Source organism: Brevundimonas sp. SPF441, from assembly GCF_009661015.1.
GTDB lineage: Bacteria > Pseudomonadota > Alphaproteobacteria > Caulobacterales > Caulobacteraceae > Brevundimonas > Brevundimonas vesicularis.
Genome location: NZ_WJWX01000003.1, coordinates 141213 through 167262 on the forward strand (window position 1 = coordinate 141213; position 26050 = coordinate 167262).

Sequence of the window (26050 nt, forward strand, 5' to 3'; positions counted from 1 at the left end):
CCGGGCCATCTCAGTCGGCCGCGACCGGCACGATGGTCACGCTCTCGCCGCAGCCGCAGGCGTCGGTCTGGTTCGGATTGTTGAACACGAACTTGGACGCCAACCGCGTCGTTTCATAGTCGATCTCGGTGCCGATCAGGAACAGCACGGCCCGAGGCTCGATCAGAATGGTGACGCCCTTGTCCTCGACCACCTCGTCCATCGGCCCGATCTCGTCGGCATAGGCGAAGGTGTACTCCTGCCCGGCGCACCCACCGTTCTTGACGCCGATCCTCAGGCCGATGTGATCGTTCTCGGCATTGTCCAGGATCTCACGCACTCGCTCGGCGGCCGCGTCCGTCAGGGTGACGGCCTTGGGGCGCGGGCGGCGCGGACGGGATGTGGCTTGAAGCTCGCTCATCAGAACATATCCATCAGAACATATCCATCAGAACATGTTCAGGGCCAGCTTGGCCTCGTCGCTCATCTTGGAGGCGTCCCACGGCGGATCAAACACCAGATTGGCCTTGGCGCTGCGCACGCCTTCGACCTTCTCCACCGCCGTCTCCACCCAGCCCGGCATTTCGCCGGCGACCGGACAGCCCGGCGCCGTCAGGGTCATGTCCACCACCACATCGCGGTCATCGTTGACGTCCACGCGGTAGATCAGGCCCAGCTCATAGATGTCGACCGGGATTTCCGGGTCATAGACCGACTTCAGCGCCTCGATCAGCTGATCGGTCAGGGTGTCCAGCTCGGCCTGCGACAGGGCGCTCTTCTGGGGCTCGTCCCAAGCGTCCTTGAAGGCGTCGCTGTCTTGAATCGGTTGATCTGTCATCGGCTTACACGAAGAAGTTCCGCGCCTTGATCAGCGCATCCACGAAGGCGTCGGCATCCTCCACGGTGTTATATAGGGCGAAGGAGGCGCGGGTGCTTGACGTCACCCCCATTCTTTTCGCCAGCGGTTCGGCGCAATGCAGACCCGCGCGCACCGCGACCCCGTAACGGTCCATGATCTGGGCCACGTCATGGGCGTGCGCGCCCTCGACGGCGAAGGTCAGGATCGCGCCCTTGCCTTCGGCCTCGCCCAGGATCCGCAGCCAGGTCTCACCCTGAAGTCGGTCAACAGCGTGCTGATAAAGGGCGTGCTCATGCGCCTGCACGGCCGCCCGGTCGTATTGCGCCAGCCATTCCAACGCCACGCCCAGGCCGATGGCCTCCAGGATCGGGGGCGTCCCCGCCTCGAACCGGTGCGGCGGCCGGGCATAGGTCACGCGGTCCTGCTCGACCGTCTCGATCATTTCGCCCCCGCCCTGATAGGGCGGCAGCGCCTCCAGCGCCTCGGCCTTGCCGTACAGGGCGCCGATGCCGGTGGGCGCAAACAGCTTGTGCCCAGTCAGCACATAGAAGTCGCAGCCTATAGACTGCACGTCCGGCGTCGCATGAACCGCCCCCTGGCACCCGTCGATCAGCACCTGCGCCCCCGCCGCATGGGCAAGGCGGCTGATCTCGACTACCGGATTGATGGTCCCCAGCACGTTCGACATGTGGGTGACCGCCACCATCCGCGTCCTGGGCCCCAGCAGGGCGGCATAGGCCGCCATGTCCAGCGACCCGTCGTCCTTGACCGGAATCCACTTGATCACCGCCCCGCGTCGTTCACGCAGCAGATGCCAGGGCACGATGTTGGAGTGATGCTCCATCTCCGAGACGATGATCTCGTCGCCTGGCTGGATCGACAGGCCCAGCCCATTGGCCACCAGATTGATCGCCTCGGTCCCGCCCTTGGTCCAGACCAGCTGCTCGGGGCTTTCGGCGTTCAGGAAGCGGGCGACGATCTCGCGCGCCTTTTCGAAGGCTTCGGTCGCCTCGTTCGACAGGGTGTGCAGGCCGCGGTGGACGTTGGCGTAGCCGCCCTCCATCGTCGCGACCAGGGCGTCGATCACCGCGCGCGGCTTCTGCGCCGAGGCCGCGTTGTCCAGATAGACCAGCGGCTTGCCGTTCACCTGTCGCGACAGGATCGGGAACTGCACCCGCACGGCATAGGGATCGAAGGTGTTCACAATCGCGCCGTCAGCCATTCCCGCGCCACCTCTCTCGCGCCCTCATGCTCGATCCGGTCGATGACCTCGATCAGGAAGGCCTGGGTCAGCAGGGCGCGGGCTTCATCGGCCGGAATGCCGCGCTGCTGCATGTAGAACAGGGCGCTCTCGTCCAGCGTCCCCACCGTATTGCCATGCGCGCACTGCACGTCGTCGGCATAGATGATCAGTTCCGGCTTGGCGTCGATCTCGGCCCGCTCGCTGGCGATCAGAGCGTGGTGGCCCATGCGCGCATCGGTGCCGTCCGCCCCGCGCTCGACCACGATCTTGCCCTGGAAGACGCCGCGCGCCGTATCGCGAGCCACGCCCTTGATCAGTTGCGAGGTCGCGCCGTCGTGTTCCACATGACGCACCACGCTGGTCAGGTCCGCATGGCGCGATCCGTTCAGCAGATAAAGGCCGTCGGCCTGAACTTGCGCGCCCTGCGCGTAATGGGTGATGCGCGTCTCGATCCGCTGCAGCTTGGCGCCGGTCGTGACGATGGTCTGGCGATAGATGCCGCCCGCCTCGACCTTCACATGGGCCTCGGCGATGGAGATGGCGTCTTCGGGCTCCTCGACCAGGACGACGCGCGTCACCTCGGCCCCAGCCGCCACGTCCAGTTCCAGCGTATTGTGCGCGACATAGGCCGAGCCCGCGCCCTCGTGCGTTTCCAGCAGCAGCAGCTTGGCGCCGGCGCGCGCCGACACGCGCGCGCTGGCCGTGTGGCCCGTGCCGACGGCGTCCGACACATAGCGCAGCCGCAGCGTCCGATCGCCCGAGGCGATGAAGTCGGTCACGCCGACAGCGCGCCCGTTGGCGAAGACAATCGCCTCCCCGCCCAGATCATAGAACGGTCCCGGCGGACCGACCTCAGCCGTACCCGACGGCTCCGGCGCGGCGCGAAGATACCGCTTCAGGTCGCTGTATTTCCACGCCTCAGTGCGCCTTGACGGATAGGTCTCGGCGTCGGTCAGGTCGAGGGCGAAGGCTGCGCTCATGCCGCTTGCGGCAGATACTTGTCGTACCCTTCCGCCTCCAGATCCAGCGCCAGCTCCGGTCCGCCCGAGGCCACGATCCGACCGCCGGCCAGCACGTGCACCCGGTCTGGTTTGATGTGGTCGAGCAGGCGCTGATAGTGGGTAATGACCAGCATGGCGCGGTCGGGACGACGCAGCGCGTTCACACCCTCCGACACGATGCGCAGCGCGTCGATGTCCAGGCCGGAATCGGTCTCATCCAGGATCAGCAGCGACGGCTCCAGCAGCGCCATCTGCAGGATCTCCATCCGCTTCTTTTCGCCGCCGGAGAAGCCAACGTTCAGCGGCCGCTTCAGCATGTCGAAGTCCATCTTCAGCGCCTTTGACGCCTCGCGAACTAGCTTCAGGAAAGCGGGTGCCGCCACCTCCTCCTCGCCCCGCGCGCGCTTTTGCGCGTTCAGCGCCGTCCGCACGAAGGTCAAGGCCGGCACGCCGGGAATCTCGATCGGATACTGGAACGACAGGAAGACGCCCTTCGCCGCCCGCTCGGCCGGGTCCAGCGCCAGCAGGTCTTCGCCCGCCCATTCGACAGACCCTTCCGTCGCCTCATAGCCCGGCCGTCCCGACAGGGCGTAGCCCAGCGTCGACTTGCCCGCGCCGTTCGGCCCCATGATGGCGTGCACCTCGCCGGCCGGAACGTCGAGCGTCAGCCCCTTGAGGATCGGCTTGTCGCCAACGGAGACGTGGAGGTCGTTGATGGAAAGCATGGTTCTCACAGGTCCGAACGAGTGGACACAAAGCCGTTGTAAGCGATGATCAAAATGGCCAATGCGCCGAGGATGATCTGGCCGAGGGTCTTTTGCCCATTGAAAAGCAAGGCGAGGCCGGTTGCGCCAAGAGTAAGGAAAACGCCGAGGCCTATAAAACCAAAACGACGCGCCTTCGGTCCCTTGGAGTAAAAGCCGGTTAGCCGACGATTGAAAAAGCGCTGGTGGAAGCTGGTCACCCCACGCTCCCTTCCAGACTGATCGCCACCAGCTTCTGCGCCTCGACGGCGAACTCCATCGGCAGTTTCTGCATCACGTCGCGCACGAAGCCGTTGACCAGCAGGGCCACGGCCTCCTCCTGCGACAGCCCGCGCTGCTGGGCGTAGAACAGCTGGTCGTCCGACAGGCGCGTCGTCGTCGCCTCATGCTCTAGCTGGGCCGAGCCGTTGCGCGCCTCGATATAGGGGATGGTGTGCGAGCCGCACTCCTTGCCGATCAGCAGGCTGTCGCACTGGGTGAAGTTGCGCACGCCCGTCGCCTTCGGATGCACCGAGACCAGGCCGCGATAGGTCGAATCCGACCGACCCGCCGACACCGCCTTGGCGATGATCCGCGACTTCGAGTTCTTGCCCAGGTGGATCATCTTGGTGCCGGTGTCGGCCTGCTGATGTCCGTTGGTGATGGCGATGGAATAGAACTCGCCGGACGATTCCTCGCCCTTCAGGATGCAGGACGGATATTTCCAGGTGACGGCCGAGCCGGTTTCAACCTGGGTCCACGACACCTTGGACCGATCGCCCCGGCAGTCGGCGCGCTTGGTAACGAAATTGTAGATGCCGCCCTTGCCCTCGGCGTCGCCCGGATACCAGTTCTGGACCGTAGAATATTTCACCTCGGCGTCATCCAGCGCCACGATCTCGACCACCGCCGCATGCAGCTGGTTCTCGTCGCGCATCGGCGCCGTGCAGCCCTCGAGGTAGGAGACGTAAGCCCCCTTGTCGGCGATGATCAGGGTCCGCTCGAACTGGCCGGTCTGGCTGGCGTTGATGCGGAAATAGGTCGACAGCTCCATCGGGCATTTGACTCCCGGCGGGATGTAGACGAACGAGCCGTCCGAAAAGACCGCGCTGTTCAGGGCTGCGAAATAGTTGTCCGAGACCGGCACCACCGACCCCAGATATTGCCGAACCAGATCAGGATATTCGCGCAAGGCCTCGGAAATCGGCATGAAAATCACGCCGACCTTGGCAAGTTCTTCCTTGAAGGTCGTGACCACCGACACGCTGTCGAACACGGCGTCCACGGCGACCTTGGGCGCGCCCTGCACCCCGGCCAGCACCTCCTGCTCCTTCAGCGGGATGCCCAGCTTCTTGTAGATTTCCAGGATCTCGGGATCGACCTCGTCCAGCGACTTGGGCCCGTCCTTCTTCTTGGGCGCCGCATAGTAGAACAGGTCCTGATAGTCGACGGGCTCGTAACGGACCGCCGCCCAGGTCGGCTCCTCCATCGCCAGCCAGCGCTCATAGGCGGCCAAACGCCATTCCAGCATCCATTCCGGCTCGCCCTTCTTTTCGGAAATGAAGCGCACGATCTCGGCGCTCAGTCCCTTGGGCGCATATTCCGTCTCGATATCGGACGTGAAGCCGTGCTCATACTTCTCCAGCGCGGCGACGGCGTCGATGGTTTCCTTGACGGCGGCCATCAGGCGACCTCTCTCACGCGCTCGGCGGCGCGCGTCTTGTGCTTGTTGTAGGCGGCGACCCAGGCGTCGGCGAACCGCACCCAGTCGCCCTCGACCGTGCCCCAGCCGCCGGAGACGCGCACGCCCCCGATCGCCAGCGCATTCAGGCCCATAGCGCTGATGGTCTTGGACGGCTTCACCTTGCCCGACGAGCAGGCCGAGCCGGCCGACACCATGACGCCCGTCAGGTCCAGGGTGATCAGCTGCTGCGGACTGTCCCAGCCTTCGACGGCCATGAACAGGGTGTTGGGCAGACGCGCCACGCCGCCGCCGATGATGGTCGCGCCTGCGGCCTTGACCTTCGCCTCGGCCGCATCGCGCCAGGCGACGTGCGAGGCCATCGTCTCCAGATCCCGCACGGCGCAATCCGCTGCGACGCCGAACCCGGCGATGCCCGGCACGTTCTCGGTCCCGGCGCGCAGGCCCCGCTCCTGCCCCGCGCCGTGCAGAATCCGCACGCCCGAGAGGCCTTCCTTGAAGATCAGGGCGCCGACGCCCTGCGCCCCGCCCAGCTTGTGCGCCGACAGGGTCAGGGTGTCCGCGTCCAGCGCGCGCATATCGACCGCGATCTTGCCCGCCGACTGGATGGCGTCGACATGCAGCCAGCCGCCCGCCGCCCGCACCAGAGCCGCCGCCTCGGCGATCGGCTGAATGACGCCGCTTTCATTGTTCGCATGATGGATGGCGACCACGGCCCGGCCCGGGCGGCTCAGCGCCTGCGCCAGCCAGTCCAGATCGACCACGCCGTTCGCATCGACCGGCAGCACCTCGACCGGCGCCCCCGCATTCGCCGCCGTCTCGGCCACGCAAGGATGCTCGGTCGCCGACACGATCAATCGCTCGCATCCGGCGGCAAGGGCGCTGGCGATGCCCTGGGCATTGGCTTCGGTGCCGCCCGAGTTGAACACCACCGCCGTCGGATCGGCCCCGACCAGGTCCGCGACCTGCGCCCGTGCGGTCTCGACCCGCGCCCGCGCCCGCCGGCCGGCCGCATGGACCGCCGACGGATTGCCGTTGTCGGCCAGGGCCCTGGCCATGATCTCCAACACCTCCGGCCGCACCAGGCCCGAGGCGTTATAGTCCAGATAAATCCCACTCATGCCGCCACCCCCACGGCCGAGGCCTCGACATTGCGCCGACGCTGGCCCGTGCGGTTCATCACCACATCCTCCAGCGACACGCCGGCCAGATAGCGGTGAATTTCGTCGCCCAGGTCTTCCCAAAGATTGTGAGTGATGCAGCGTTCGCCGGCCAGCATGCAGCCCTTGGGCGAGCCATGCGCCACGCACCGCGTCGCCCGGATCGGCTCATCCACCGCCAGCACGATCTCGGCGACCACCGTCTCGTGCGCCGCCTTGGCCAGACGGTATCCGCCGCCCGGCCCGCGCACGCTCTTGACCAGTTCGCTCTTCCTCAGACGGGCGAACAACTGCTCCAGATAGCTCAGCGAAATCTCCTGGCGCGCGGCGATCTCGGCCAGCGAAACCGCCCGGATTTCACCGCTCTCGCCGCGTCCGTTCTTCGCCAGATCGGCCATCGCCATCACGGCGTATCGTCCCTTAGTCGACAGACGCATTTCGCACCTTCAAAAATTGCGCGCTTTTCGGGGCTCCTGTGCTAGAACCCGCGCCTTCGCAAAGGCGGCGCGCTTGCGGAGGGACTTAGAAAGTCCCACCTCCGCGGTCAAGTATTACGCACTCGCGAAATGACAGTTGAACGGATTCCAGAGCCCCTATGCCTGAAGTCATCCTGCCCGGCGCCTCCGGTCGCATCGAAGGCCGCTATTCCCCGGGCAAGCGCCCGAACGCCCCGATCGCGCTGATCCTGCATCCGCATCCGAAAGCTGGCGGACATATGAACAACCCGGTCGCGGTCACCCTGCACCAACTGTTCCAGCAGCGCGGCTTTGCGACCCTGCGCTACAACTCGCGCGGCGTCGGCAAGTCGCAGGGCGAGTTCGATTCGGGCATCGGCGAACTGGCGGACGCCGCCACGGCCCTCGACTGGCTTCAGGCCAACAACCCCGGCGCCAGCCAGACCTGGGTCGCCGGCTATCAATTCGGCGCCTACATCGGCATGCAGCTTCTGATGCGTCGCCCCGAGACGGACGGCTTCATCTCCGTCTCGCCGCCGTCGAACATGTATGACTTCAGCTTCCTGGCGCCCTGCCCTGCGTCCGGCCTGTTCCTGCACGGCACGGCCGACACCATCGTCCCGCCGGTCGAGGTCGAGCGCGTGGTCAACAAGCTGCGCACCCAAAAGGGCATCATCATCGACTACGAACTGGAAGAGGGCGCCAGCCACTTCTGGCAGGACCACATGAGCGCGGTCGAAACCCGCGTCGGCGCCTATCTGGACAAGCGTCTGGAAGAAAAGCCGGCCTAGTATCCGGCTTGGCGTCACGGCTGATTAAGGCGCGGGCGGCATGATCGGGCGAGACATCGCTGCGAGATCCGCCATGCGTCCGCCCCTTCTGATCGCCCTGATCGCCTCTCTGGCCTTACCCTCGGCCGTTGCGGCTCAGTCGACTCCCGCATCAGAGCGCGATTTCTGCGCCGATCGCCCCGGCAAGGGCACGCCTGCCTGCATCCTCGACAAGGGCCGCTGGCAGGTCGAACTCGGCCTGTTCGACGGCGCGCGTCAGACGGACGACGCCACACGGACTGACACCTGGGACGCCGGTGACCTGTTCGTGCGCTATGGCCTGACCGGCCTGACTGAGCTTCAACTCGGACTCACGACGTGGAACCACGAACGCATTCTCGACCGCGCGACCGGCGATCGTGATGTGAACGAAGGCGTCGGCGATCTCAGTATCGGCCTGCGGCACTCGCTGAAGAACCCTGACGGCTCGGGCCTGTCCCTCGCGATTTCCGGCTTCATCACCGCGCCGACGGGTGCGCGCGGCATTCGCGCCGACGGGTTCGAGGGCGGCGTCATCCTGCCGGTCTCCATCCCGCTGAACGACGACTGGAGCCTGAGCCTGTCGCCCGAGGTGGACTGGGTTTCGGATGCGGATGGCGACGGCCGCCACGGCGCCTATACGATGGTCGCAGGCGTAGGGCGCGGCTTTGGCCAATGGGACCTGGGCGCCGAGGTCTGGATCAGCCGCGACGATGATCCCGTCGCGCCGACCACGCCGTCCACCTTCGACCTGACCGCCGTCTGGTCGCCGCCGTCCCTGCCCGACGCCCAGCTGGATTTCGGTCTTAACTTCGGCCTGAACGACGACAGCCCGGACGTGGAGTTCGGTGTCGGTCTCGCACGGCGGTTCTAACGCGCCGTTGCGGATCAGACCTGTCGCTGCGACAAATGGGCATGGCAGATGCGACCGACATCCCCGGCGGCGTGGTTCATGACTTGCCGGACGACCTGCGCGCGTCGTTGGTCGCCGCGCCGGACGCCTTGGCGACCTGGCGCGACATCACGCCCCTGGCCCGCAACGAATGGATCTGCTGGATCGAGACCGCCAAGAAGTCGGAAACCCGGCGCAAACGGCTGGATTGGGGCCGGGCGAGCTTGACCGACGGCAAACGCCGCCCCTGCTGCTGGCCCGGTTGCCCTCACCGTTAAGCGATCACGCCGGTTCGGCCACCGCCTCTTTCGCCGGTTCGGTACGGATCATGTAGTCGAATGCCGACAGACCCGCCTTTGACCCCTCGCCCATGGCGATGACGATCTGCTTGTAGGGCACGGTCGTCGCGTCGCCCGCCGCAAAGACGCCCGGCTGCGAGGTCTCGCCGCGGTGATCCACCTCGATCTCGCCGCGCGGGGTCAGGCCCACCGCGTCGTGCAGCCACTCGGTGTTCGGGACCAGACCGATCTGCACGAAGATGCCTTCCAGATCGACGTCGTGATGGGCGTCGGAGTTGCGGTCCTTGTAGGACAGGCCCGTCACCTTCTCGCCGTCGCCATGCACTTGAGTCGTCAGGGCCGAGGTCACGATCCGCACGTTCGGCAGGGTCGCCAGCTTGCGCTGCAGCACCGCATCGGCCCGCAGCTCGCTGTCGTGTTCGATCAGGGTCACATGGGCCACGATGCCCGCCAGGTCGATCGCCGCCTCAACGCCGGAGTTGCCGCCGCCGATCACCGCCACCCGCTTGCCCTTGAACAGCGGCCCGTCGCAATGCGGGCAATAGGCCACGCCCTTGTTCTTGTACTGGTCTTCGCCCGGGACGTTCATCTGGCGCCAGCGCGCGCCGGTCGACAGGATGATGGTGCGCGATTTCAGTGATGCGCCATTTTCCAGCACCACCTCGTGCAGGCCGCCTGGAACCTTGGCCGGGATCAGCTTGGCCGCCTTCTGCAGGTTCATCAGGTCCACTTCATACTCGCGGACGTGTTGCTCGAGATGGGCCGCCAGCTTGGGTCCTTCGGTGTAAGGGACCGAGACGAAGTTCTCGATCGCCATCGTGTCCAGCACCTGTCCGCCGAAGCGTTCGGCGACGACGCCCGTACGAATGCCCTTGCGCGCCGTATAGATGGCGGCCGCCGCCCCGGCCGGCCCGCCGCCGACCACCAGAACCTCGAACGGATCCTTGGACTTCAGACGCTCGGCCGCGCGGGCTTCCGCGCCGGAATCCAGCTTGGCGACGATCTGCTCCAGCTCCATCCGGCCCTGACCGAACAGCTCGCCGTTCAGGAAGACCGTCGGCACGGCCATGATCTTGCGTTCCTCGACCTCGTCCTTGAACAGGCCGCCCTCAATGGCGACGTGTTTGATGCGCGGATTGATCACGCTCATCAGGTTCAGCGCCTGCACCACGTCCGGGCAGTTCTGGCACGACAGCGAGAAATAAGTCTCGAACACATAGTCGCCGTCCAGGTCCCTGACCTGCTGGATCACCTCCTGCGCCGCCTTGGAGGGATGGCCGCCGACGTGCAGCAGGGCCAGCACCAGCGAGGTGAACTCGTGGCCCAGCGGAATGCCCGCGAACCGCACGCCGATGTCCGTGCCCTTGCGACGGATCAGGAAGCTGGGCTGGCGCTCGTCGTCATAGTCGCGGCCCATCTCGACCTTGCCGTGCGAGACCGAGACGATCTCCTCAAGCAGGGTCTTCAGCTCGATCGACTTGGGCCCCGCGCCCAGCGAGGCGACCAGTTCGACGGGATGGACGATGTTCTTGAGGTAGGCTTCGAGCTGGGATTTCAGATTGGCGTCTAGCATCGGATGCTCCTCGAATTTCAGGGTAACGCGCCGCCTTCGAGCCGATCCCGGCGAGGCCTGCGCGATAAGGTCCGCGTCCCGCATTTGGGAGGCGGCCGGGTGGGTCCGACCCGAAGGCCGGACCCGATAGGCGTAGTCAGTCTTAGATCTTGCCGACGAGGTCGAGCGACGGGGCCAGGGTGGCTTCGCCTTCTTCCCACTTGGCCGGGCAGACTTCACCCGGGTGCGAGCGCACATACTGGGCGGCCTTGACCTTGCGCAGCAGTTCAGCGGCGTTGCGGCCGATGCCTTCCGAGGTCGTCTCGGTGAACTGGATGACGCCGTCCGGATCGACCAGGAAGGTCGCGCGGTCGGCCAGGCCCACGCCCGGACGCATGGCGTCGAAGTTGTTGGTCACCAGGCCCGACGGATCGCCCAGCATCGTGTATTCGATCTTGCCGATCGCCGGCGACGAGTCGTGCCAGGCCTTGTGCGAGAAGTGGGTGTCGGTCGACACCGAATAGATCTCGACGCCCAGCTTCTGGAACTCGGCGTAGTGGTCAGCCAAGTCTTCCAGTTCGGTCGGGCACACGAAGGTAAAGTCGGCCGGATAGAAGAAGAAGATCGCCCACTTGCCCGCGACGTCGGCGTCCGTGACCGTCAGGAATTTGCCGCCCTTATAGGCTTCGGCCGTAAAAGGTTTGATGGTCGTGTTGATGAGGGCCATGCGCAAAATCCAATGCAAGGTGGTTGGGAGGCGCTCTCCCTACCGCACCGCACCAAATAAGCCCAATCACTTATTTGCAGATGCGCAATAGATTTTGGTTATGGTTGTCAGTAAAGCAGGAACGGCCGTTGCGCCTCTTCCCAAGCCGCCTCGTCCGGCTGCGTCGCCGCATCCAGATCGCCTGGCGTCGCCGCCGCGTCGTCCACCCATTCCCGCAGGCCCGGCCCGCCGTTGATCACGTCGATGGGCAGTTTCCCGAACGCATATTCATACGGAAAATCCCGCCACAGATCGTAGTCGGGATACAGCCGACGGATCGCCTTGAAGCCCAGGGCCTGAACCCGCCACGGTTTGAAGGCCGCATGGTCGTAGCCGGGATGATCGACGTGGATCTGCACCCCGCTGCACAGCTTTCCGAAGTGCTTGTGGAAGGTCGGCTCGAACCACATGTCGCGCAAGATGCAGCCGCCCAGCCAGTCCGGCGCCAGCGTGTGCATTTCCGCGATCACCGCCCGCGCGTCGATATCCGGCGCCCCGAACAGCTCCAGCGGCCGTGTCGTCCCCCGCCCCTCTGACAGGGTCGCCCCTTCCAGCATCACCGTGCCCGCATAGGCGCGCGCCATCGACAGGTTCGGCGCATTCGGGCTGGGATTGACCCATGACCTTTCCAGCAGCGGCCAGCCGAAGCCCGGCCCCGCCTCGGGCGCCCAGCCCTGCATCTCCACCACCCGATAATCCACATCCAGCTTGAACTGGTCGATGAACCACAGGCCCAATTCGCCCATCGTCATCCCGTGCCGCATCGGCATCGGCCCGGCCCCGACGAAGCTTTCCCAGCCGGGCTTCAGCGTGATCCCCTCGACCGGCCGTCCCGCCGGATTGGGCCGGTCCAGCACCCAGACCGACTTGCCGTGTTTCGCCGCCGCCTCCAGCACGTACAGAAGCGTCGTCACATAGGTGTAGATGCGGCAGCCCAGGTCCTGCAGATCGACCAGCAGCACGTCGAACTCGGCCATCCATTCATCGCGCGGGCGCCGCACCTCGCCGTACAGGCTGAAGACGGGAAAGCCGTGCACCGGATCGCGATAATCCGGGCTCTCCATCATATTGTCCTGCAGATCGCCTTTCATCCCGTGTTGCGGGCCAAAGGCGGCGGTCAGCCGGATCTCGGGACAGGCGGCCAGGGCGTCCACCGCATGGGTCAGATCCTTCGTCACCGACGCCGGATGCGCCAGCAAGGCCACGCGTCGCCCCTTCAGCTGCGCCCTCAGGGCGTCGTCGGACAAAAGGCGGTCGAGGCCGAAGTTCATGTCAGGTCCAGCGCGAACGAGTCGGGATGATGAAAGTCCGGCTTATCCGAAGGATGCGCCAGCGCCCAATAGCCGATCGCCCCGTCCACGCCCCGGATCACCGCCGCCAACCCCGCCGCCCCAACCGCATCCTCCGGCGAGGTCACGTCCGCCGTCAGCACGAGTTGTCCGGGCGCCGACCGCGTCACGATGAAGGGCGCGGGCATCTCCAGCTCCCGCATCCCCTCGCGATAGCCGTCGAACCGATAGGCCGCCCACGCCCCCGACGGCGACAGATTGTATTCGACATAGCCGCCCGCCGTCCGCACGAAGGCCTCGAAACAGGTCTCCTGCCACAGCCCGTCCGTCCGCACCCGCGCCGCCGCCTCCGGCCGCCACACCCCCTCCACCGGTCCGGCCAGCACATACTCCAGGCTCAGCACCGGCCCGGCGCGCCGCGCCTCGACCTCCAGAGTCAGTCCCGCAGGGCTGGATGTCGGGTGCGGGATCAGGGGCAGGCGCATGGCGCCTTCGTATCGCAGGCCGGCCAACTCGTCGATTGCATCGACCGAGCCAACGCATCTACAATCTGGAGATGAGGTTTCTCGCCCTTTTTGCGCTGACATTGGCCTACACCTTTGCGCTGTTGCTCTTGAGCGAGGCCGCGCCCCCGCCTTTGCCGCACATACTGACGGTGGCGCTTTGCGGCGCCATCGGGGCGTCTCTGGCAAACGTTACCTGGTGGCTGGTCGAGCGAAAGCTGCTTCGCAAGCCCACGCATTAGATCAAAAGCTGGCCTCCGACTTCCTCCACCTGGGCCCGATTGTGCAAATGCGTTTCGCTTTGCAAACAGCGTCGAAAACCATCGCCCGACCGACTTGCCCGACGCCTCATCAACCCTTGCTTGCTTCTGACCGGTGTGAAAGCATTGCAGCATGCCTAAGCGCTCCCCCTACGGTCCGCAGATGATCTTCCCTGAGAAGCGCAAATTTTTAAACGATCGCCTCCACCTCTTTGTGGGTCTGCTCACGCCGTGCTTGGTCGTCAGCGGCACATCGTCCGAGCCGTCTTCCGTGTTCCTGACATGGACCGTAGTCGTCGCTCTCTTTGCGCTGGTCCTCAACCGGGTGATTCCCTGAAGGCGGACAGCTTGGCGGCAAATCGTCAGCCATCGCACCTGCACGCAACATCGGCTGCATTTACAGCGGCATGAGGCGCAGCAGCGTCGTCGTACCCATCGCGGCCTGAAACGGCGCTAAAATGGGCGCGCCATGCCCAAAGCCGCTTCGCCTGAAATTGCACCGTCTTGCATTTTGCACGCGTTTTCGCCTTGCCGTGCAATTTCGCGCCGACCGAGATTAGACGAATTAGACACTTTAGACGGTGTTTTTCATCCGCACCGTCTGAACAACCGACGCCGCCTCGACTAGGGGAAGACGACCCCTGTCATCCCTGCTAACCCAGCCTCACCATGACCGAACACGCCTTTAAATCCGACTTCCTGCGCACGCTTCAGGCGCGCGGCTACATCCATCAGATCACCCACCCCGTCGAACTGGACGAGGCGGCCGCCGCGGGCGTGGTGCCGGGCTATATCGGCTTCGACGCCACTGCGCCGTCTCTGCACGTCGGCAGCCTGATCCAGATCATGATGCTGCGCCGGCTTCAGCAGGCGGGCGGCAAGCCCATCGTCCTGATGGGCGGCGGCACGACCAAGGTCGGCGACCCCACCGGCAAGGATGCGTCGCGTCCGCAACTGACCGAAGAGACGATCCAGTCGAACATCGACACCATCAAGACGGTCTTCGCCAAGTTCCTGACGTTTGGCGACGGACCGACCGATGCGGTCATGGTCAACAATGACGACTGGCTGTCCGGCTACGGCTACATCCAGTTCCTGAGGGATTTCGGCACCCACTTCACCGTCAACCGGATGCTGAGCTTCGACTCGGTAAAGCTGCGCCTGGAGCGCGAGCAGCCCATGACCTTCCTTGAGTTCAACTACATGCTGATGCAGTCGGTGGACTTCCTGGAGCTCAACCGCAGCCATAAGGTCACCCTGCAAATGGGCGGTTCGGACCAGTGGGGCAACATCACTTCGGGCGTGGATCTGGTGCGCCGCGTGGATCAGAAGGCCGCCTTCGGCCTGACCACGCCGCTGCTGACCACGGCGTCGGGCGGCAAGATGGGCAAGACCGCTCAGGGCGCCGTCTGGCTGAACGCCGAACAACTCAGCCCCTACGACTACTGGCAGTTCTGGCGTAACGCCGAGGACGCCGACGTCGGCCGCTTCATGCGCCTGTTCACCGACCTGAGCCTGGAACAGATCGCGCAATACGAAGCGCTGGAAGGCGCGGCGATCAACGACGCCAAAAAGGCCCTCGCCGATGCGGCGACCACCCTGCTGCATGGCGCGGACGAGGCTGCAAAGGCGCGCGCCGCCGCCGAAAGCAACTTCGAAAAAGGCCAGTTGTCCGCCGACCTGCCGACCGTCGAACTGCCGTCGGCCGAGGTTTACGGCGCCATGATCGCCGCTGTCGTGACTAAGGCCGGCCTGACGGCCTCCAATGGCGAGGCCCGCCGCCTGGCCCAAGGCGGCGGCCTGCGTTTGAACGACGCCGCGGTGTCCGATGGCGCCCAACTGCTGACCGAAGCCGACCTCAAGGACGGCGTCATCAAACTGGCGGCCGGCAAGAAAAAGATCGTTCTGGTGAGGCCTGTTTGATGTCCGCAACCGAAGGCCAACCCGCGCCCACCCTCGACCTGCCCACGGACGGCGGCGGCCGCATCACCCTCGCCGCCCTCAAGGGCAAGCCCGCAGTCGTCTATTTCTATCCCAAGGATGACACGACCGGCTGCACGCGCGAGGCGCAGGACTTCACCGTCCTGGCGCCCGACTTCGCCGCGCTGGGCGTTCCGGTCATCGGCGTGTCCAGGGACACGGTGAAGAAGCACGACAGGTTCAAGGCCAAATACGATCTCGCCGTCACCCTGGCCTCCGACGAGGACGGCGCCGCCTGCGAGGCCTGGGGCGTCTGGGTGCAGAAGAAGCTCTACGGCCGCGAATATATGGGCATCGAGCGGGCCACCTTCCTGATCGACGCCGAGGGCCGCGTCGCCAAGGCCTGGCGCAATGTGAAGGTCGCCGACCACGCCGCCGCCGTGTTGGAGGCCGCCAGGGCCCTGTGATCGGCGAGCATCGTTCGGAAGCGATGCTTGACCTTGGCCACTCCTCCACGGCCTAGTGGGCGTCGGGGCTAATAGGGGCTTGGCCGGCCTTGGCTGGCAGATGCGGAGCGCACCATGTTCACCAAGAGCAAATCCTACGACAGCGGATCGAACGGCCTGGGCATTCCCCCGGCGCCCGAACCGACCACGCCCACGCCGACGGCCGCGAGCACGCCGTCCCTGCCGGCAACGACGCCTGCGCCGCGCGCGCCCGAACCGGCCCGTCCGGCAGCCCGGTCCAGCAATCTGTCGACCCTGTCGGCCGGCGTGAAATACGAAGGCAACATCTCCGGCGCCGGCGAGCTTCAGGTCGACGGTTCGCTGAAGGGCGACGTCCGCGTCTCGCGCGTCGTGATCGGCGAAGGCGGCTCGGTCGAGGGCACGGTCCATGCCGACGTCCTTGACGTGCGGGGCCGCGTCTCGGGCGCCATCGTCGCCAAACAGGTCAAGCTTCACGCCACCGCCCGCGTCGAGGGCGACATCACGCAAGAGCAACTCGCCATCGACCAGGGCGCCTGGTTCCAAGGCCGCTGCAACCAGGCCAAGCGCGACACCCCCGGCGCCGCCATGCTGGAAGCTCCCTCGCCGAAGGCCGACAAGGCGGACAAGACCGCCGCCTGACCGCCTCGAAGCGAACGGCCGCAAGGCCGGAAGCCCAAGACCAAAAGGGCGGCTCTTCGGAGCCGCCCTTTTCCGTCAATCCACGCTCGATCCTCGGGTCTCGCCGACCCGCTGGGCCAGGGCCGCGCCCATGAAGGCGTCCAGGTCGCCATCCAGCACCCCTTGCGTGTCCGAGGTCTCAACTTCGGTCCGCAGGTCCTTCACCATCTGATAGGGTTGCAGGACATAGGAGCGGATCTGGTGGCCCCACCCGATATCGGTCTTGGCGTCGGCCAGCGCCTGAGCCGCCGCCTCCCGCTTCTGCAGTTCCAGCTCGTATAGGCGCGCGCGGAGCATCTTCCACGCCATCTCGCGGTTCTGGTGCTGCGACCGACCGGCCTGGCAGGCCACGACGGTGTTGGTCGGGGTATGCGTCAGGCGCACGGCCGAGTCGGTCTTGTTGATGTGCTGACCGCCAGCGCCTGAGGCGCGATAGGTATCGGTGCGCACGTCCGAGGGGTTAATGTCGATCTCGATCGCGTCGTCCACGACCGGCGAGACCCCGATGGAGGCGAAGCTGGTGTGGCGCTTGGCCGCCGCATCATAGGGGCTAATGCGGACCAGGCGGTGCACGCCCGATTCCGACTTCAGCCAGCCATAGGCGTTGGGCCCTTCGATCAGGATGGTGGCCGACTTGACCCCCGCCTGCTCGCCCTCTTCGTGCGCCTCGATCGTGACCTCGTAGCCGTGCGCCTTGGCCCAGCGGGAGTACATGCGCAGCAGCATTCCGGCCCAGTCGTTCGACTCGGTGCCGCCGGCGCCGGAGTTCACTTCCAGATAGGCGTCGTTACCGTCAGCCTCGCCGGACAGCAGGGCTTCCAGCTCGGCGCGGGCGGCGCGTTCCTTGATGCCGCGCAGCGACGCGCGAGCGTCTTCCAGTGCGCCCTCGTCGCCTTCCTCGTCCGCCATCTCGGCCAGCATCACCCCGTCCTCGAGGTCCTGCTCCATCGCCTTGACGGTGTTGATCTTGCCTTCCAGCTGCGAGCGTTCGCGGCTTACGGCCTGAGCCTCGTCGGGCTTGTCCCACAGCGTCGGATCTTCGACGCGCGCATTCAGCTCATCGAGCTTTCTTAGAGCGACATCCCAGTCAAAGACGCCTCCTGAGCAGAGCGACGCTCTGCTCGATGTCGGCCTTCATGGCCTCGACATCCGGTCTCATCGCAATCTCCGCGACACAACGCCCTCAAGCAGCGCGGCCCGCAGGTCGCGCAATAGGGCAGGATTAATGGAAAACGGCGCGCCACGAGGACGCGCCGTTCGAAAGGCCTACCTAGAGCCTCAGTACAATCCGCTCAAGTCCTCGGCCGGCGCCTTCTTGGGGGGCGGCGGCGCGGTGGGCGCCGGCGACGAGGCGGGCGCGCCGCTGGCGGCCTCCTGCTCGCGGCGGATCACCTCATAGTAGTTCTGCGGTCCGACGGGCTGGGCCGGGCCGGTCGGGCGCGGCGGCGGGGCCTGGCGCTCGGTGCCGGGACGGAAGGCCTCCTCAATGCCGTTGACGGTGCGGAAGATGGCGTTCTTGGGCCGCACGAACGGGCGAGCCGGCCTTTCCTTCAACGCCGTCTGCATGAACTCCGTGAAGACCGGCACGGCGGCCGAGGCGCCGGCTTCTCCGGATCCCAAAGAGCGGTTGTCGTCAAAGCCGATGAAGACGCCGACCACGATGTCGGTGGTGAAGCCCACGAACCAGGCCGAGCGATATTCGTTGGTTGTGCCGGTCTTGCCCGCGACCCACGGACCCAGGCCGCGAGCGCTGGCGGCGGTGCCGCGCTGAACCACGCCTTCCAGCATGGAGCTCATTTGGTAGGCGGTGATGGGGTCGATGACCTGGGTTCCGCGCTGCTGCAGGCGCGGCGACTCCTGGCCGGAGAAGCCCCGTCCACATTCGCGGCAGCTGCGGTTGTCGGCGCGGAAGATGGTCTCGCCGTCGCGGTCCTGCACATAGTCGATCAGATAGGGCGTCACCCGCCGCCCGCCGTTGGCGAAGGCGGAATAGGCGGCCGTGATCTCCAGCGGCGTGACCTCGCCGGCGCCCAGCGACACCGACAGGTTCGGCGTCATGCCCGGCAGACCCATCTTGGCCGACTGATCGACGATCTTCTTCATCCCGACCGACTGGGCCAACCGCACCGTCATCACGTTGCGCGACAGCTCCAGCCCGCGCCGCAGCGTCTGAGGGCCATAGTATTGGCGGCTGTAGTTCTCGGGCGTCCAGCGCTGGCCGTTCGGCCCTCCGGCGAAGCTGATCGGCGCATCCAGCACGATCGAGGCCGGGGTGAAGTCGCCCTCCAGCGCCGTCGCATAGACGAACGGTTTGAAGGCCGAACCCGGTTGGCGGCGCGCCTGGGTCGCCCGGTTGAAGCTGGACAGCGCGTAGGAGTAGCCGCCGACCATCGCCAGCACGCGGCCGGACTGCGGCTCAATGGCGACGAGCGCGCCGTTGACGCGCGGCACCTGCTTCAGGGCGAACTGGCCGCCCTGCGGCTCCACGAAGATCAGTTCGCCGCGTTTCAGCTGACGATTGGCGTTGGCCCAGGCGGCGTCCGACGCCAGCAGCGTGCCGGACTTGTCGTCGCGGGCGGTGCGGATGCGCACCGTGTTGCCGCTGACGCTTTCGATGGCGGCGGCCTGCCAGCTGCGGCGCTCGGGCGGCGCCTGTTCCTTCAGCGCGACCGCCTGCCAGCCGTCGGCGAAGTCGGTCGTACCCCAGCCGCCGCGCCAGCCGTGACGACGGTCGTAGTTTTCGAGCCCCTGCATCAGGGCCCGACGCGCCGCCGTCTGCAGCGTCGGGTCCAGGGTCGTGCGCATATAGAAGCCGCCGGCGCGCAACTGCTCGCCGAACTGGGGGTTGGCGGCGGCCTGGCGGCGCGCCTCCTCGACAAAGAAGTCGGCGTCCTTGTAATCCGACCGTTGCGGCGCATCGCGCGTGACCAGAGGCTTGGCGCGGGCCTCGACCAGTTGTTCAGGCGTCAGCCAGCCGCTCTGCTCCATCTCGCCCAGCACCCAGTCACGACGGCCTTTGGCTGCGCCGGGGTGACGCTTCGGGTGATAGTTGTTCGGCCCCTTGGGCAGGGACGCCAGGAAGGCGGCTTCGTCGGGCGTCAGCTGCGCCAGCGACTTGCCGAAATAGTTGTAGGCCGCCGAAGCGATGCCGAACGAGCGATAGCCCAGGAAGATTTCGTTCAGATACAGCTCGAGGATCTGCTCCTTGGACAGGGTCGCCTCCAGGCGATTGGCCAGGATGGCTTCCTTCAGCTTGCGGTTCAGGCTGGATTCGTTGGTCAGCAGGACATTCTTGGCCACCTGCTGGGTGATGGTCGAACCGCCTTCCAATCGACGTCCCGACGCCAGGTTGAAGACGTTCTTCAGCGACGCGCGGCCGATGCCGCCCACGTCGATGCCGCCATGCTGGAAGAAGTTGCGATCTTCGGCTGCCAGGAAGGCGTGGATCACCGGCTGGGGAATCTGGTCGTAGGAGACATAAATGCGGCGCTCATCCGAAAACTCGCCGATCAGGGTGCCGTCGCCAGCATAGACGCGCGTCGCGGTCGGCGGGCGATAGTCCGCCAGCTCCGACGCATCGGGCAGGTCGTGGAACAGCCACGCCGCATAGACGGCGACGACCAACCCCGCCAGGGCGATGCCGCCCAGCAGAACCATGCCCGCCCACACGAACCAGCGTTCGGCAATCTTCACTGCGTACTCCGACGACGCGCCCCAGCAGGTGCTTTAGCCCGCGTCGCCCGCCGATGGCTAGAGCCGCGATGCAACGCCCCCTTCCCGTCCGCCGTTAAGCTCCCATCTCAAGCATCCCAACCCAAGGAGCCTGCCATGGAAGTTCTGTATCGCGCTCAATCGACGGCATCGGGCGGAGGCCGCGAAGACGGCCGTTCGGCCACCGACGACGGCAAGATCGACGTCAAACTGTCGACGCCGACCGAGATGGGCGGCAAGGGCGGCGACGGCACCAACCCGGAGCAGCTCTTCGCGACCGGATACGCCGCCTGCTACCTCGGCGCCCTGCGTCTGGTCAGCGGCAAGGCCGGCACGCCCGTCAGCCCCGACACCAAGGTCACCGCCGGCGTCGGCTTCGGCAAGAACACCAAGGGTGATGGCTTCAACCTGGATGTCGACCTGACCGTGACCGACTACGGCCTGGACCAGGCCGTCATCGACGACCTGATCGAGAAGGCGCACCAAGTCTGCCCCTACTCCAACGCCACCCGCAACAACGTCGATGTTCGGCTGAGCGCGAAATAACCGACGCCAAGGGCCGCGCGCGTGTTGAGCCGCGCGCGCGGCGCCTCTAGATGAGGTCCATGACCTCCCCGCTCTACGCCTCCCCCGATCCCCTGCTGACGCTCGAACCGCATCGTCGCGTGACCCTGCGCGAAGCCTTCGGCGTGGACAGCGACATGACCGTGCCCGCCTTCGACGAGCGCGACAGCCATGTGCCCGAGATCGACGAGGCCTATCGCTTCGATCCCCAAACGACGATCACCATCTGCGCCGGCTTCGCCTTCGACCGTCGCGTCATGGTCCAGGGCTATCACGGCACCGGCAAGTCGACCCACATCGAACAGGTCGCCGCCCGCCTGAACTGGCCGCTGGTTCGCGTGAACCTGGACAGCCACGTCAGCCGGATCGACCTGATCGGCAAGGACGCCATCGTCCTGAAGGACGGCAAGCAGATCACCGAGTTCCGCGAAGGCATCCTGCCCTGGTCGCTGCAACGCCCCATCGCCCTGGTCTTCGACGAATACGACGCCGGCCGGCCCGACGTGATGTTCGTGATCCAGCGCGTGCTGGAGGCCCAAGGCCGCCTGACCCTGCTGGACCAGAACCGCGTCATCCGCCCGAACCGCTATTTCCGCCTGTTCGCCACGACCAACACCATCGGCCTGGGCGACACCACGGGCCTGTATCACGGCGCGCAACAGATCAACCAAGCCCAGCTGGACCGCTGGAACATCGTCACCACGCTGAACTATCTGGATCACGACGTGGAAGCCGAAATCGTCGCCGCCAAGGTGCCCGAGTGGAAGGACGCCGAGGGCCGCCGCCGCATCGCCGCCATGGTCCGTGTCGCCGACATGACGCGCAACGCCTTCATGAACGGCGACATCTCGACCGTCATGTCGCCCCGCACCGTCATCACTTGGGCCCAGAACGCCCAGATCTTCAACGATGACCTGGGCCTCAGCTTCCGCCTGACCTTCCTGAACAAGTGCGACGAGCTGGAACGCCCGACCATCGCTGAGTTCTACCAGCGCGCCTTCGGCGAGGATCTGCCCGAGGCGGCGACGCGGGTGAAGGTGGGATAAGCCTATGTTTCTGGCGGCGATGTCTATCGTGATCATGGCTGGCCAGGCTTCGGCTACGGAGACCGCTCGTCCGCCCCGACCATCGGACGAGGCCATCCTTCAGACAGTCTTCGAAAAGCGACCTTCCGCAGTCATCCTCGAGCACACTGCTCGTGACGTTCGAAACGGCGGACGGGTTATTTGTGGTCTTGTGCGGCACGCGGACACGATCGAGCCATTTGCGGCCTACACGATCTGGGAAGAGCCCAGCTCCATTCGGATCATCGAAAACGGTCGCCCCGTGCCGGTCCCGCCGGCGCAATGGAAGTCAAATACGTTCACGCCCGTCGAAACGGCCAGTGTCACTGGGGAAGCCGATCGCCGAAAGCGTAATGCAAACGCCTACCAGCGGGGCCTTGCGCTGAGCGTATGCCGTGATTTGGCGGCGCCGGCCGGAGCACGCTGGGCGACCACGCAGGAGCCCCACCCCGATCCCGACCGTCAGCGACTTATCGAACAAAGGGCCCGAGCGACGACAGAAATGCTTTTCCGCGGGCGTCAGGAAGCGAGCGCAGACCGGCCGAACTAAGGTGTTGAATCTTCTTGGGCTCGCATCACCTCGTCGAGCTTTTGAAGAAGTTAGCCCCGCGCCTCTTCGCCGCCGCCGATGAGGGCGCCGGCGATCCAGCTGACGACGCCGGTCACGATGGCGGCGCCGATGCCGGCCCACAGGCCGTCGACCCGGAAGCCGTCTAGGAAGACCGACGTCAGCCCGATCATGGCGGCGTTCACGACCAGCAGGAACAGTCCAAGGGTCACGACGGTAATCGGGAAGGTCAGCACGACCAGGATCGGCCGCACAAAGGCGTTGACCAGGCCCAGAATGATGGCGGCCGCGACCAGCGATCCGGTGCTGGTGAAATCGACGCCTGGCACGATCTGGGCGGACAGCCAAAGGCCCGCCATGGTTACCAGCGCCTGGATGATGAAACGGATCATGACGGCCCTCGTGACGTTTAAGCGTGACCATAATGCACGAGGTGGACGAAGGCTCCCCCTTCGCGGACGGCGCTGCTATCGAAGGTTCGAACCGCACGGAGACCGCCCATGAGCCTGCACGGCGCCTATGACACCAACAACATCTTCGCCAAGATCCTGCGCGGCGACATTCCGTCGGTGAAGGTGTGGGAGGACGACCACGTCCTGGCCTTCATGGACGTGTTTCCCCAATCGGAAGGCCACGTCCTGATCATCGCCAAACAGTCCCAGGCGCGTAATCTGCTGGAGATCGAGCCCGAGGTGCTAGCCCGCATGACCGCCGCCCTGCAACGCACGGCCAAGGCGGTCGAGAAAGCGCTGAAGCCCGAAGGCCTGTCGATCCTGCAGTTCAATGGCGAGGCGGGCGGCCAGACGGTCTTCCATCTGCATTTCCACATCGTGCCGCGCTGGGCCGATCGCGAGATGAAGGGTCACGGCCATGCGCCGATGGCGGATACGGCGACGTTGCAAGCGCTGGCCGACCGGATCGCGGCCGAACTGGACTAGGTGACGCGGCGCTTTTCCAGCTTTCGCGCCAGGGTGCGGCGGTGCATGCCCAGCCGGCGCGCCGCCTCTGAGATGTTGAAGTCGGTCTCCACCAGCGTCTCGTGGATCCGCTCCCACTCCAACGTCTTGATCGAAGTGGGGCGCGTGCCCAGCGGCGTCTCGGCGTCGCCGTCCGCCCGGCCGAACGCGGTTTCGATGTCATCGGTGCTGGCGGGCTTGGCCAGATAGTGCCGGGCGCCCAGCTTGATCGCCTCGACCGCCGTAGCGATGCTGGCGAAGCCGGTCAGGACGACGATGTTCATCTCGGGGTCGAAGGCGTGAAGAGCCTCGACGCAGGTCAGGCCGGAATGGCCGCCCAGCTTCAAATCGACGACCGCATAGCCGGGGCGATGCGTCTTCAGCACCTCGGTCATCTGGTCGGGACTGGCGGCGCTGACGACCGTATAGCCACGCCGTTCGAACGAGCGTCGCAGGGTGGTCGAGAACGACTCGTCGTCCTCGACGATCAGCAGCAATCTGGCGTCATCGGTCATGCGCGATCTCGTCCGTCGGAGCCAAGGCCGAAAGCGGTAGGGTCAGACGCACTTCTGCGCCGCCCGCCGGGGGATTGGAGGCTTCTACCCGACCGCCAAGCGACCGGATCACATTCATGAGCAGAAAGAGGCCGAGACCCGCGCCGGGCCTGGGCTTGGTTGAGTTGTAGGGCTTGCCCCAGGCCTGAAGGATCGCCGGCGGAAAGCCTGGTCCGTCGTCGCGGATCGCGATGCCGAAATCTTCGTCCGTCCGTGTCGTGGTCACGGTGATGCGGCTCGCTCCGGCCTCGACCGCATTGTCGAACAGCACGCCCAGCACCTGACGCAGGGCCGGGTCGGCGATGATTGACGGGTTCTGGGCCAGCTCGTCGCGGATCTGCACCGCCACACCGTCGCCGCTCCAGCTGGCCACCACATCGGCGACGAAGGCGCGCAAGGTAGTGCGCTCAGGCGCCTGTCCCCTCGCCTCGCCGGCCGACATAAGGATACCGGTGACGATGGCCTTGCAGCGTTCGACCTCGGCCCGCATCACCGTCATGTCCTGAGCCAGGTCGGCGTCCTGGGTCAGGGCCGGCATCCGCTTCCAGTCACTGAGGATCACCGACAGCGAAGCCAGCGGCGTTCCCAGCTCATGCGCTGCGCCCGACGCCAGCAGGCCCATGCGGACGATATGATCATGCTCGGCTGTCTGCTGGCGCAGGGCGGCCATGGAGGCGTCGCGCTCGCGCAGGTTCTGGCTGATCCGGGTGACGAACAGCACCAGCAGCACGGCCATCAGCACGAAACAGATCAGACTGCCCTGAAGATAAAGGCTGAGCAGCGAATCCTCGCGCGCCGGCGGCAGGTTCAGCGGGCGGGAATGCAGGCCCAGCCCTGCGAAACACAGGCTGGTGATGGCGATCAGCGCCCAGGCATAGACCGGCGCCAGCAGCACCGCCCCCAAAACCACTTGTAGAAGATACAACGCCACGAACGGATTGGCCGCGCCCCCGGTCAGGAACAGCAGCCAGGTCAGGGCTGCCACATCCGCCAACAGGGCGATCATCAGCGCCTGATCCTCGACCTCCTGCGTGCGCACGGTCAAAGGCGCGCTGACCAGATTGACCAGCACCAGACCCGCCGGCGCCGCTAACAGCCACAGCACCGGCAGCGGGATCCGCATCACGTACTGGACCAGCAGGATCGTCGCCACCTGCCCGGCGACCGCCAGCCAGCGCAACTGGATCAGCAGCAGCATGTTGCGGCGGTTGGCCCCGCCGTGGGTCGCGACACCACCTCTGAGTCCCAGGCCCAGCAGCCTTTGTACAGTTGTCGTCGTCACGACCTGTTGCGCCTGCCGTCGCGCAGGAAGAGCCAAAGACCGACCAGGGTCAGCAGCGCCATGCCGAACCAGGTCAGGGCATAGACCAGATGGCTGTTGGCGAAGCGGATCACCGTCAGTCCTCCGCGCGGCCATCCGCCTGGGTTCGGACTGGCGTCCGCATCAATGAAATAGGGCGCGACGGTCGTCAGGCCGCGCCGCGCAGCGATCGCCGCGACGTCGCGAGACCGCCAGCGATCACCGGCGGGATCATTGGCGCGCAGGAAGCCGCCCTTGGGCTCGGTGATCCGGAGCAGTCCGGTCACCGTCTGCGGCCCCTCGACCTGACCATCGGCGCGGACGGCCGGATCGCGTCGGCCTGCGGGAACAAAGCCTCGATTGATCAGGACGGTGAAGCCCCGGTCGTCGACCAGAGGCGTCATGACCCAGAAGCCGCCACCGACGTCGGTCACCGCCTGAACCAGGGTTTCCTTGTCGTGCAGGAATCGACCGCGAACCATGACGCGGCGGTACTGATCCTTGTCGCGCGTCACGCCGGCCCATTGGGTCAGACCAGGCGCTGGAACGACGGCCGCGTGAACGCGCGCATCCACCTGGGCGATCAGATTGGTCTTCCAGGCCAGTCGCTGAACCTGCCACCCGCCCAGCGCCAGAAAGCCGACGAACAACGCCAGGCCCGCGACCACGACCGCTATGCGGAAGGATCGCGAACGTCTGGCCTTGCCGCCGGCCGGGGCTGAGGACGAGTCCGTG

Annotated in this window: 30 protein-coding genes; 11 read left to right on the top strand and 19 right to left on the bottom strand. The window is 65.9% G+C overall.

The annotated features are described in order from the left end of the window. Positions 1–10: 10 nt before the first annotated feature. The 9 genes from GGC30_RS03585 to GGC30_RS03625 are packed head-to-tail and all read right to left on the bottom strand — an operon-like array spanning position 11 to position 7124. On the bottom strand, positions 11–400 hold the full coding sequence (locus GGC30_RS03585; protein ID WP_066551375.1) for an iron-sulfur cluster assembly accessory protein: 390 nt from the start codon (positions 398–400) through the stop codon (positions 11–13). Positions 401–427: 27 nt separating this feature from the next. Continuing rightward, the gene (locus GGC30_RS03590) at positions 428–817 is read right to left on the bottom strand and encodes an SUF system Fe-S cluster assembly protein (RefSeq protein WP_017504008.1); all 390 of its coding nucleotides are present in this window, start codon (positions 815–817) and stop codon (positions 428–430) included. Positions 818–821: 4 nt separating this feature from the next. Continuing rightward, positions 822–2060, bottom strand: a complete 1239-nt coding sequence (locus tag GGC30_RS03595) for an aminotransferase class V-fold PLP-dependent enzyme (RefSeq protein WP_153922746.1) — start codon at positions 2058–2060, stop codon at positions 822–824. After that, entirely contained in the window at positions 2039–3061 is a 1023-nt protein-coding gene (sufD, locus tag GGC30_RS03600; protein ID WP_153922747.1) for a Fe-S cluster assembly protein SufD, read from the bottom strand. Before sufD ends, GGC30_RS03595 begins: the two co-directional genes overlap by 22 nt. Further along, positions 3058–3807 carry a Fe-S cluster assembly ATPase SufC gene (gene sufC / locus GGC30_RS03605; protein WP_153922748.1) on the bottom strand — a complete coding sequence of 250 codons (750 nt, stop codon included), beginning with the start codon at positions 3805–3807 and terminating at the stop codon, positions 3058–3060. Before sufC ends, sufD begins: the two co-directional genes overlap by 4 nt. A 5-nt stretch (positions 3808–3812) precedes the next feature. Continuing rightward, positions 3813–4046: a hypothetical protein gene (locus GGC30_RS03610; protein WP_153922749.1), complete on the bottom strand. Its 234-nt coding sequence runs from the start codon at positions 4044–4046 to the stop codon at positions 3813–3815. Continuing rightward, a complete protein-coding gene (gene sufB, locus GGC30_RS03615; protein ID WP_153922750.1) occupies positions 4043–5509 on the bottom strand; it encodes a Fe-S cluster assembly protein SufB in 1467 nt (488 codons plus the stop codon). Before sufB ends, GGC30_RS03610 begins: the two co-directional genes overlap by 4 nt. Beyond that, positions 5509–6648 (bottom strand): cysteine desulfurase family protein, encoded by a 1140-nt coding sequence (locus GGC30_RS03620; RefSeq protein WP_153922751.1) that lies wholly within the window; start codon positions 6646–6648, stop codon positions 5509–5511. Before GGC30_RS03620 ends, sufB begins: the two co-directional genes overlap by 1 nt. After that, entirely contained in the window at positions 6645–7124 is a 480-nt protein-coding gene (locus tag GGC30_RS03625) for an Rrf2 family transcriptional regulator (protein ID WP_017504015.1), read from the bottom strand. The genes GGC30_RS03620 and GGC30_RS03625 overlap by 4 nt, the downstream gene beginning before the upstream one ends. A 158-nt stretch (positions 7125–7282) precedes the next feature. On the opposite strand from GGC30_RS03625, the gene GGC30_RS03630 reads away from it, so the two are divergent. The 3 genes from GGC30_RS03630 to GGC30_RS03640 all read left to right on the top strand — a co-directional run bounded on the left by GGC30_RS03630 (position 7283) and on the right by GGC30_RS03640 (position 9121). Next, positions 7283–7933, top strand: coding sequence for an alpha/beta hydrolase (locus tag GGC30_RS03630; RefSeq protein ID WP_017504016.1), 651 nt, complete (start codon positions 7283–7285; stop codon positions 7931–7933). Between the two features lie 73 nt (positions 7934–8006). Beyond that, positions 8007–8825 carry a transporter gene (locus GGC30_RS03635; RefSeq protein WP_194943514.1) on the top strand — a complete coding sequence of 273 codons (819 nt, stop codon included), beginning with the start codon at positions 8007–8009 and terminating at the stop codon, positions 8823–8825. A 41-nt stretch (positions 8826–8866) separates the two neighbouring features. After that, positions 8867–9121 (top strand): YdeI/OmpD-associated family protein, encoded by a 255-nt coding sequence (locus tag GGC30_RS03640; protein ID WP_055805428.1) that lies wholly within the window; start codon positions 8867–8869, stop codon positions 9119–9121. Positions 9122–9125: 4 nt separating this feature from the next. Here the strand turns inward: GGC30_RS03640 and ahpF are convergent, their stop codons facing one another. The 4 genes from ahpF to GGC30_RS03660 form a co-directional block, all read right to left on the bottom strand. Continuing rightward, positions 9126–10715 (bottom strand): alkyl hydroperoxide reductase subunit F, encoded by a 1590-nt coding sequence (gene ahpF, locus GGC30_RS03645; RefSeq protein ID WP_153922753.1) that lies wholly within the window; start codon positions 10713–10715, stop codon positions 9126–9128. A gap of 142 nt (positions 10716–10857) precedes the next feature. Beyond that, positions 10858–11421, bottom strand: coding sequence for an alkyl hydroperoxide reductase subunit C (gene ahpC, locus GGC30_RS03650; RefSeq protein WP_017504020.1), 564 nt, complete (start codon positions 11419–11421; stop codon positions 10858–10860). A 107-nt stretch (positions 11422–11528) separates the two neighbouring features. Further along, a complete protein-coding gene (locus tag GGC30_RS03655; RefSeq protein ID WP_153922754.1) occupies positions 11529–12731 on the bottom strand; it encodes an exo-beta-N-acetylmuramidase NamZ domain-containing protein in 1203 nt (400 codons plus the stop codon). Next, positions 12728–13234 (bottom strand): DOMON-like domain-containing protein, encoded by a 507-nt coding sequence (locus GGC30_RS03660; protein ID WP_153922755.1) that lies wholly within the window; start codon positions 13232–13234, stop codon positions 12728–12730. The genes GGC30_RS03655 and GGC30_RS03660 overlap by 4 nt, the downstream gene beginning before the upstream one ends. A 71-nt stretch (positions 13235–13305) precedes the next feature. Here GGC30_RS03660 and GGC30_RS03665 point away from each other — a divergent pair, with 71 nt between their 5' ends. The 4 genes from GGC30_RS03665 to GGC30_RS03680 all read left to right on the top strand — a co-directional run bounded on the left by GGC30_RS03665 (position 13306) and on the right by GGC30_RS03680 (position 16559). Then, entirely contained in the window at positions 13306–13494 is a 189-nt protein-coding gene (locus GGC30_RS03665; RefSeq protein WP_153922756.1) for a hypothetical protein, read from the top strand. Between the two features lie 687 nt (positions 13495–14181). Continuing rightward, on the top strand, positions 14182–15435 hold the full coding sequence (gene tyrS, locus GGC30_RS03670) for a tyrosine--tRNA ligase (RefSeq protein WP_153922757.1): 1254 nt from the start codon (positions 14182–14184) through the stop codon (positions 15433–15435). Then, positions 15435–15899 carry a peroxiredoxin gene (locus tag GGC30_RS03675; RefSeq protein WP_153922758.1) on the top strand — a complete coding sequence of 155 codons (465 nt, stop codon included), beginning with the start codon at positions 15435–15437 and terminating at the stop codon, positions 15897–15899. Before tyrS ends, GGC30_RS03675 begins: the two co-directional genes overlap by 1 nt. Positions 15900–16013: 114 nt before the next feature. Further along, on the top strand, positions 16014–16559 hold the full coding sequence (locus tag GGC30_RS03680; RefSeq protein WP_082503411.1) for a polymer-forming cytoskeletal protein: 546 nt from the start codon (positions 16014–16016) through the stop codon (positions 16557–16559). A gap of 75 nt (positions 16560–16634) precedes the next feature. Here the strand turns inward: GGC30_RS03680 and prfB are convergent. Together prfB and GGC30_RS03690 are read right to left on the bottom strand one after the other, a co-directional pair. Then, positions 16635–17757, bottom strand: a protein-coding gene (gene prfB, locus GGC30_RS03685; protein WP_099052186.1) for a peptide chain release factor 2 whose coding sequence is annotated in 2 segments (ribosomal slippage) — positions 16635–17687 and positions 17689–17757 — 1122 coding nt in all. Because the reading frame shifts where the segments join, the coding sequence is not laid out codon by codon here. A 119-nt stretch (positions 17758–17876) separates the two neighbouring features. Further along, on the bottom strand, positions 17877–20291 hold the full coding sequence (locus tag GGC30_RS03690) for a penicillin-binding protein 1A (RefSeq protein ID WP_055753461.1): 2415 nt from the start codon (positions 20289–20291) through the stop codon (positions 17877–17879). Between the two features lie 135 nt (positions 20292–20426). On the opposite strand from GGC30_RS03690, the gene GGC30_RS03695 reads away from it, so the two are divergent. Genes GGC30_RS03695 through GGC30_RS03705 form a run of 3 tightly spaced genes read left to right on the top strand, consistent with a single transcriptional unit; the run spans position 20427 to position 22487 of the window. Then, positions 20427–20855 carry an organic hydroperoxide resistance protein gene (locus tag GGC30_RS03695; RefSeq protein WP_153922759.1) on the top strand — a complete coding sequence of 143 codons (429 nt, stop codon included), beginning with the start codon at positions 20427–20429 and terminating at the stop codon, positions 20853–20855. A gap of 59 nt (positions 20856–20914) precedes the next feature. After that, positions 20915–21919 carry a cobaltochelatase subunit CobS gene (cobS, locus tag GGC30_RS03700; protein WP_153922760.1) on the top strand — a complete coding sequence of 335 codons (1005 nt, stop codon included), beginning with the start codon at positions 20915–20917 and terminating at the stop codon, positions 21917–21919. A gap of 4 nt (positions 21920–21923) precedes the next feature. Further along, positions 21924–22487 carry a hypothetical protein gene (locus GGC30_RS03705; protein ID WP_153922761.1) on the top strand — a complete coding sequence of 188 codons (564 nt, stop codon included), beginning with the start codon at positions 21924–21926 and terminating at the stop codon, positions 22485–22487. Between the two features lie 50 nt (positions 22488–22537). Here the strand turns inward: GGC30_RS03705 and GGC30_RS03710 are convergent, their stop codons facing one another. Further along, positions 22538–22897, bottom strand: a complete 360-nt coding sequence (locus GGC30_RS03710; protein ID WP_153922762.1) for a phage holin family protein — start codon at positions 22895–22897, stop codon at positions 22538–22540. 108 nt (positions 22898–23005) lie between these two features. Here GGC30_RS03710 and GGC30_RS03715 point away from each other — a divergent pair, with 108 nt between their 5' ends. Beyond that, complete coding sequence (locus tag GGC30_RS03715; RefSeq protein WP_055804856.1) at positions 23006–23443, top strand: HIT family protein; 438 nt, start codon at positions 23006–23008, stop codon at positions 23441–23443. On the opposite strand, the gene GGC30_RS03720 is transcribed toward GGC30_RS03715, so the two are convergent. From GGC30_RS03720 to GGC30_RS03730, 3 genes are read right to left on the bottom strand one after another with little or no spacing between them, the layout of a single operon-like run. After that, complete coding sequence (locus GGC30_RS03720; RefSeq protein WP_066626535.1) at positions 23440–23976, bottom strand: response regulator transcription factor; 537 nt, start codon at positions 23974–23976, stop codon at positions 23440–23442. The genes GGC30_RS03715 and GGC30_RS03720 overlap by 4 nt on opposite strands. Then, positions 23966–25297 (bottom strand): ATP-binding protein, encoded by a 1332-nt coding sequence (locus tag GGC30_RS03725; protein ID WP_370451859.1) that lies wholly within the window; start codon positions 25295–25297, stop codon positions 23966–23968. The genes GGC30_RS03720 and GGC30_RS03725 overlap by 11 nt, the downstream gene beginning before the upstream one ends. Then, entirely contained in the window at positions 25294–25983 is a 690-nt protein-coding gene (locus GGC30_RS03730) for an SURF1 family protein (protein WP_370451860.1), read from the bottom strand. Before GGC30_RS03730 ends, GGC30_RS03725 begins: the two co-directional genes overlap by 4 nt. Between the last annotated feature and the right edge of the window lie 67 nt (positions 25984–26050).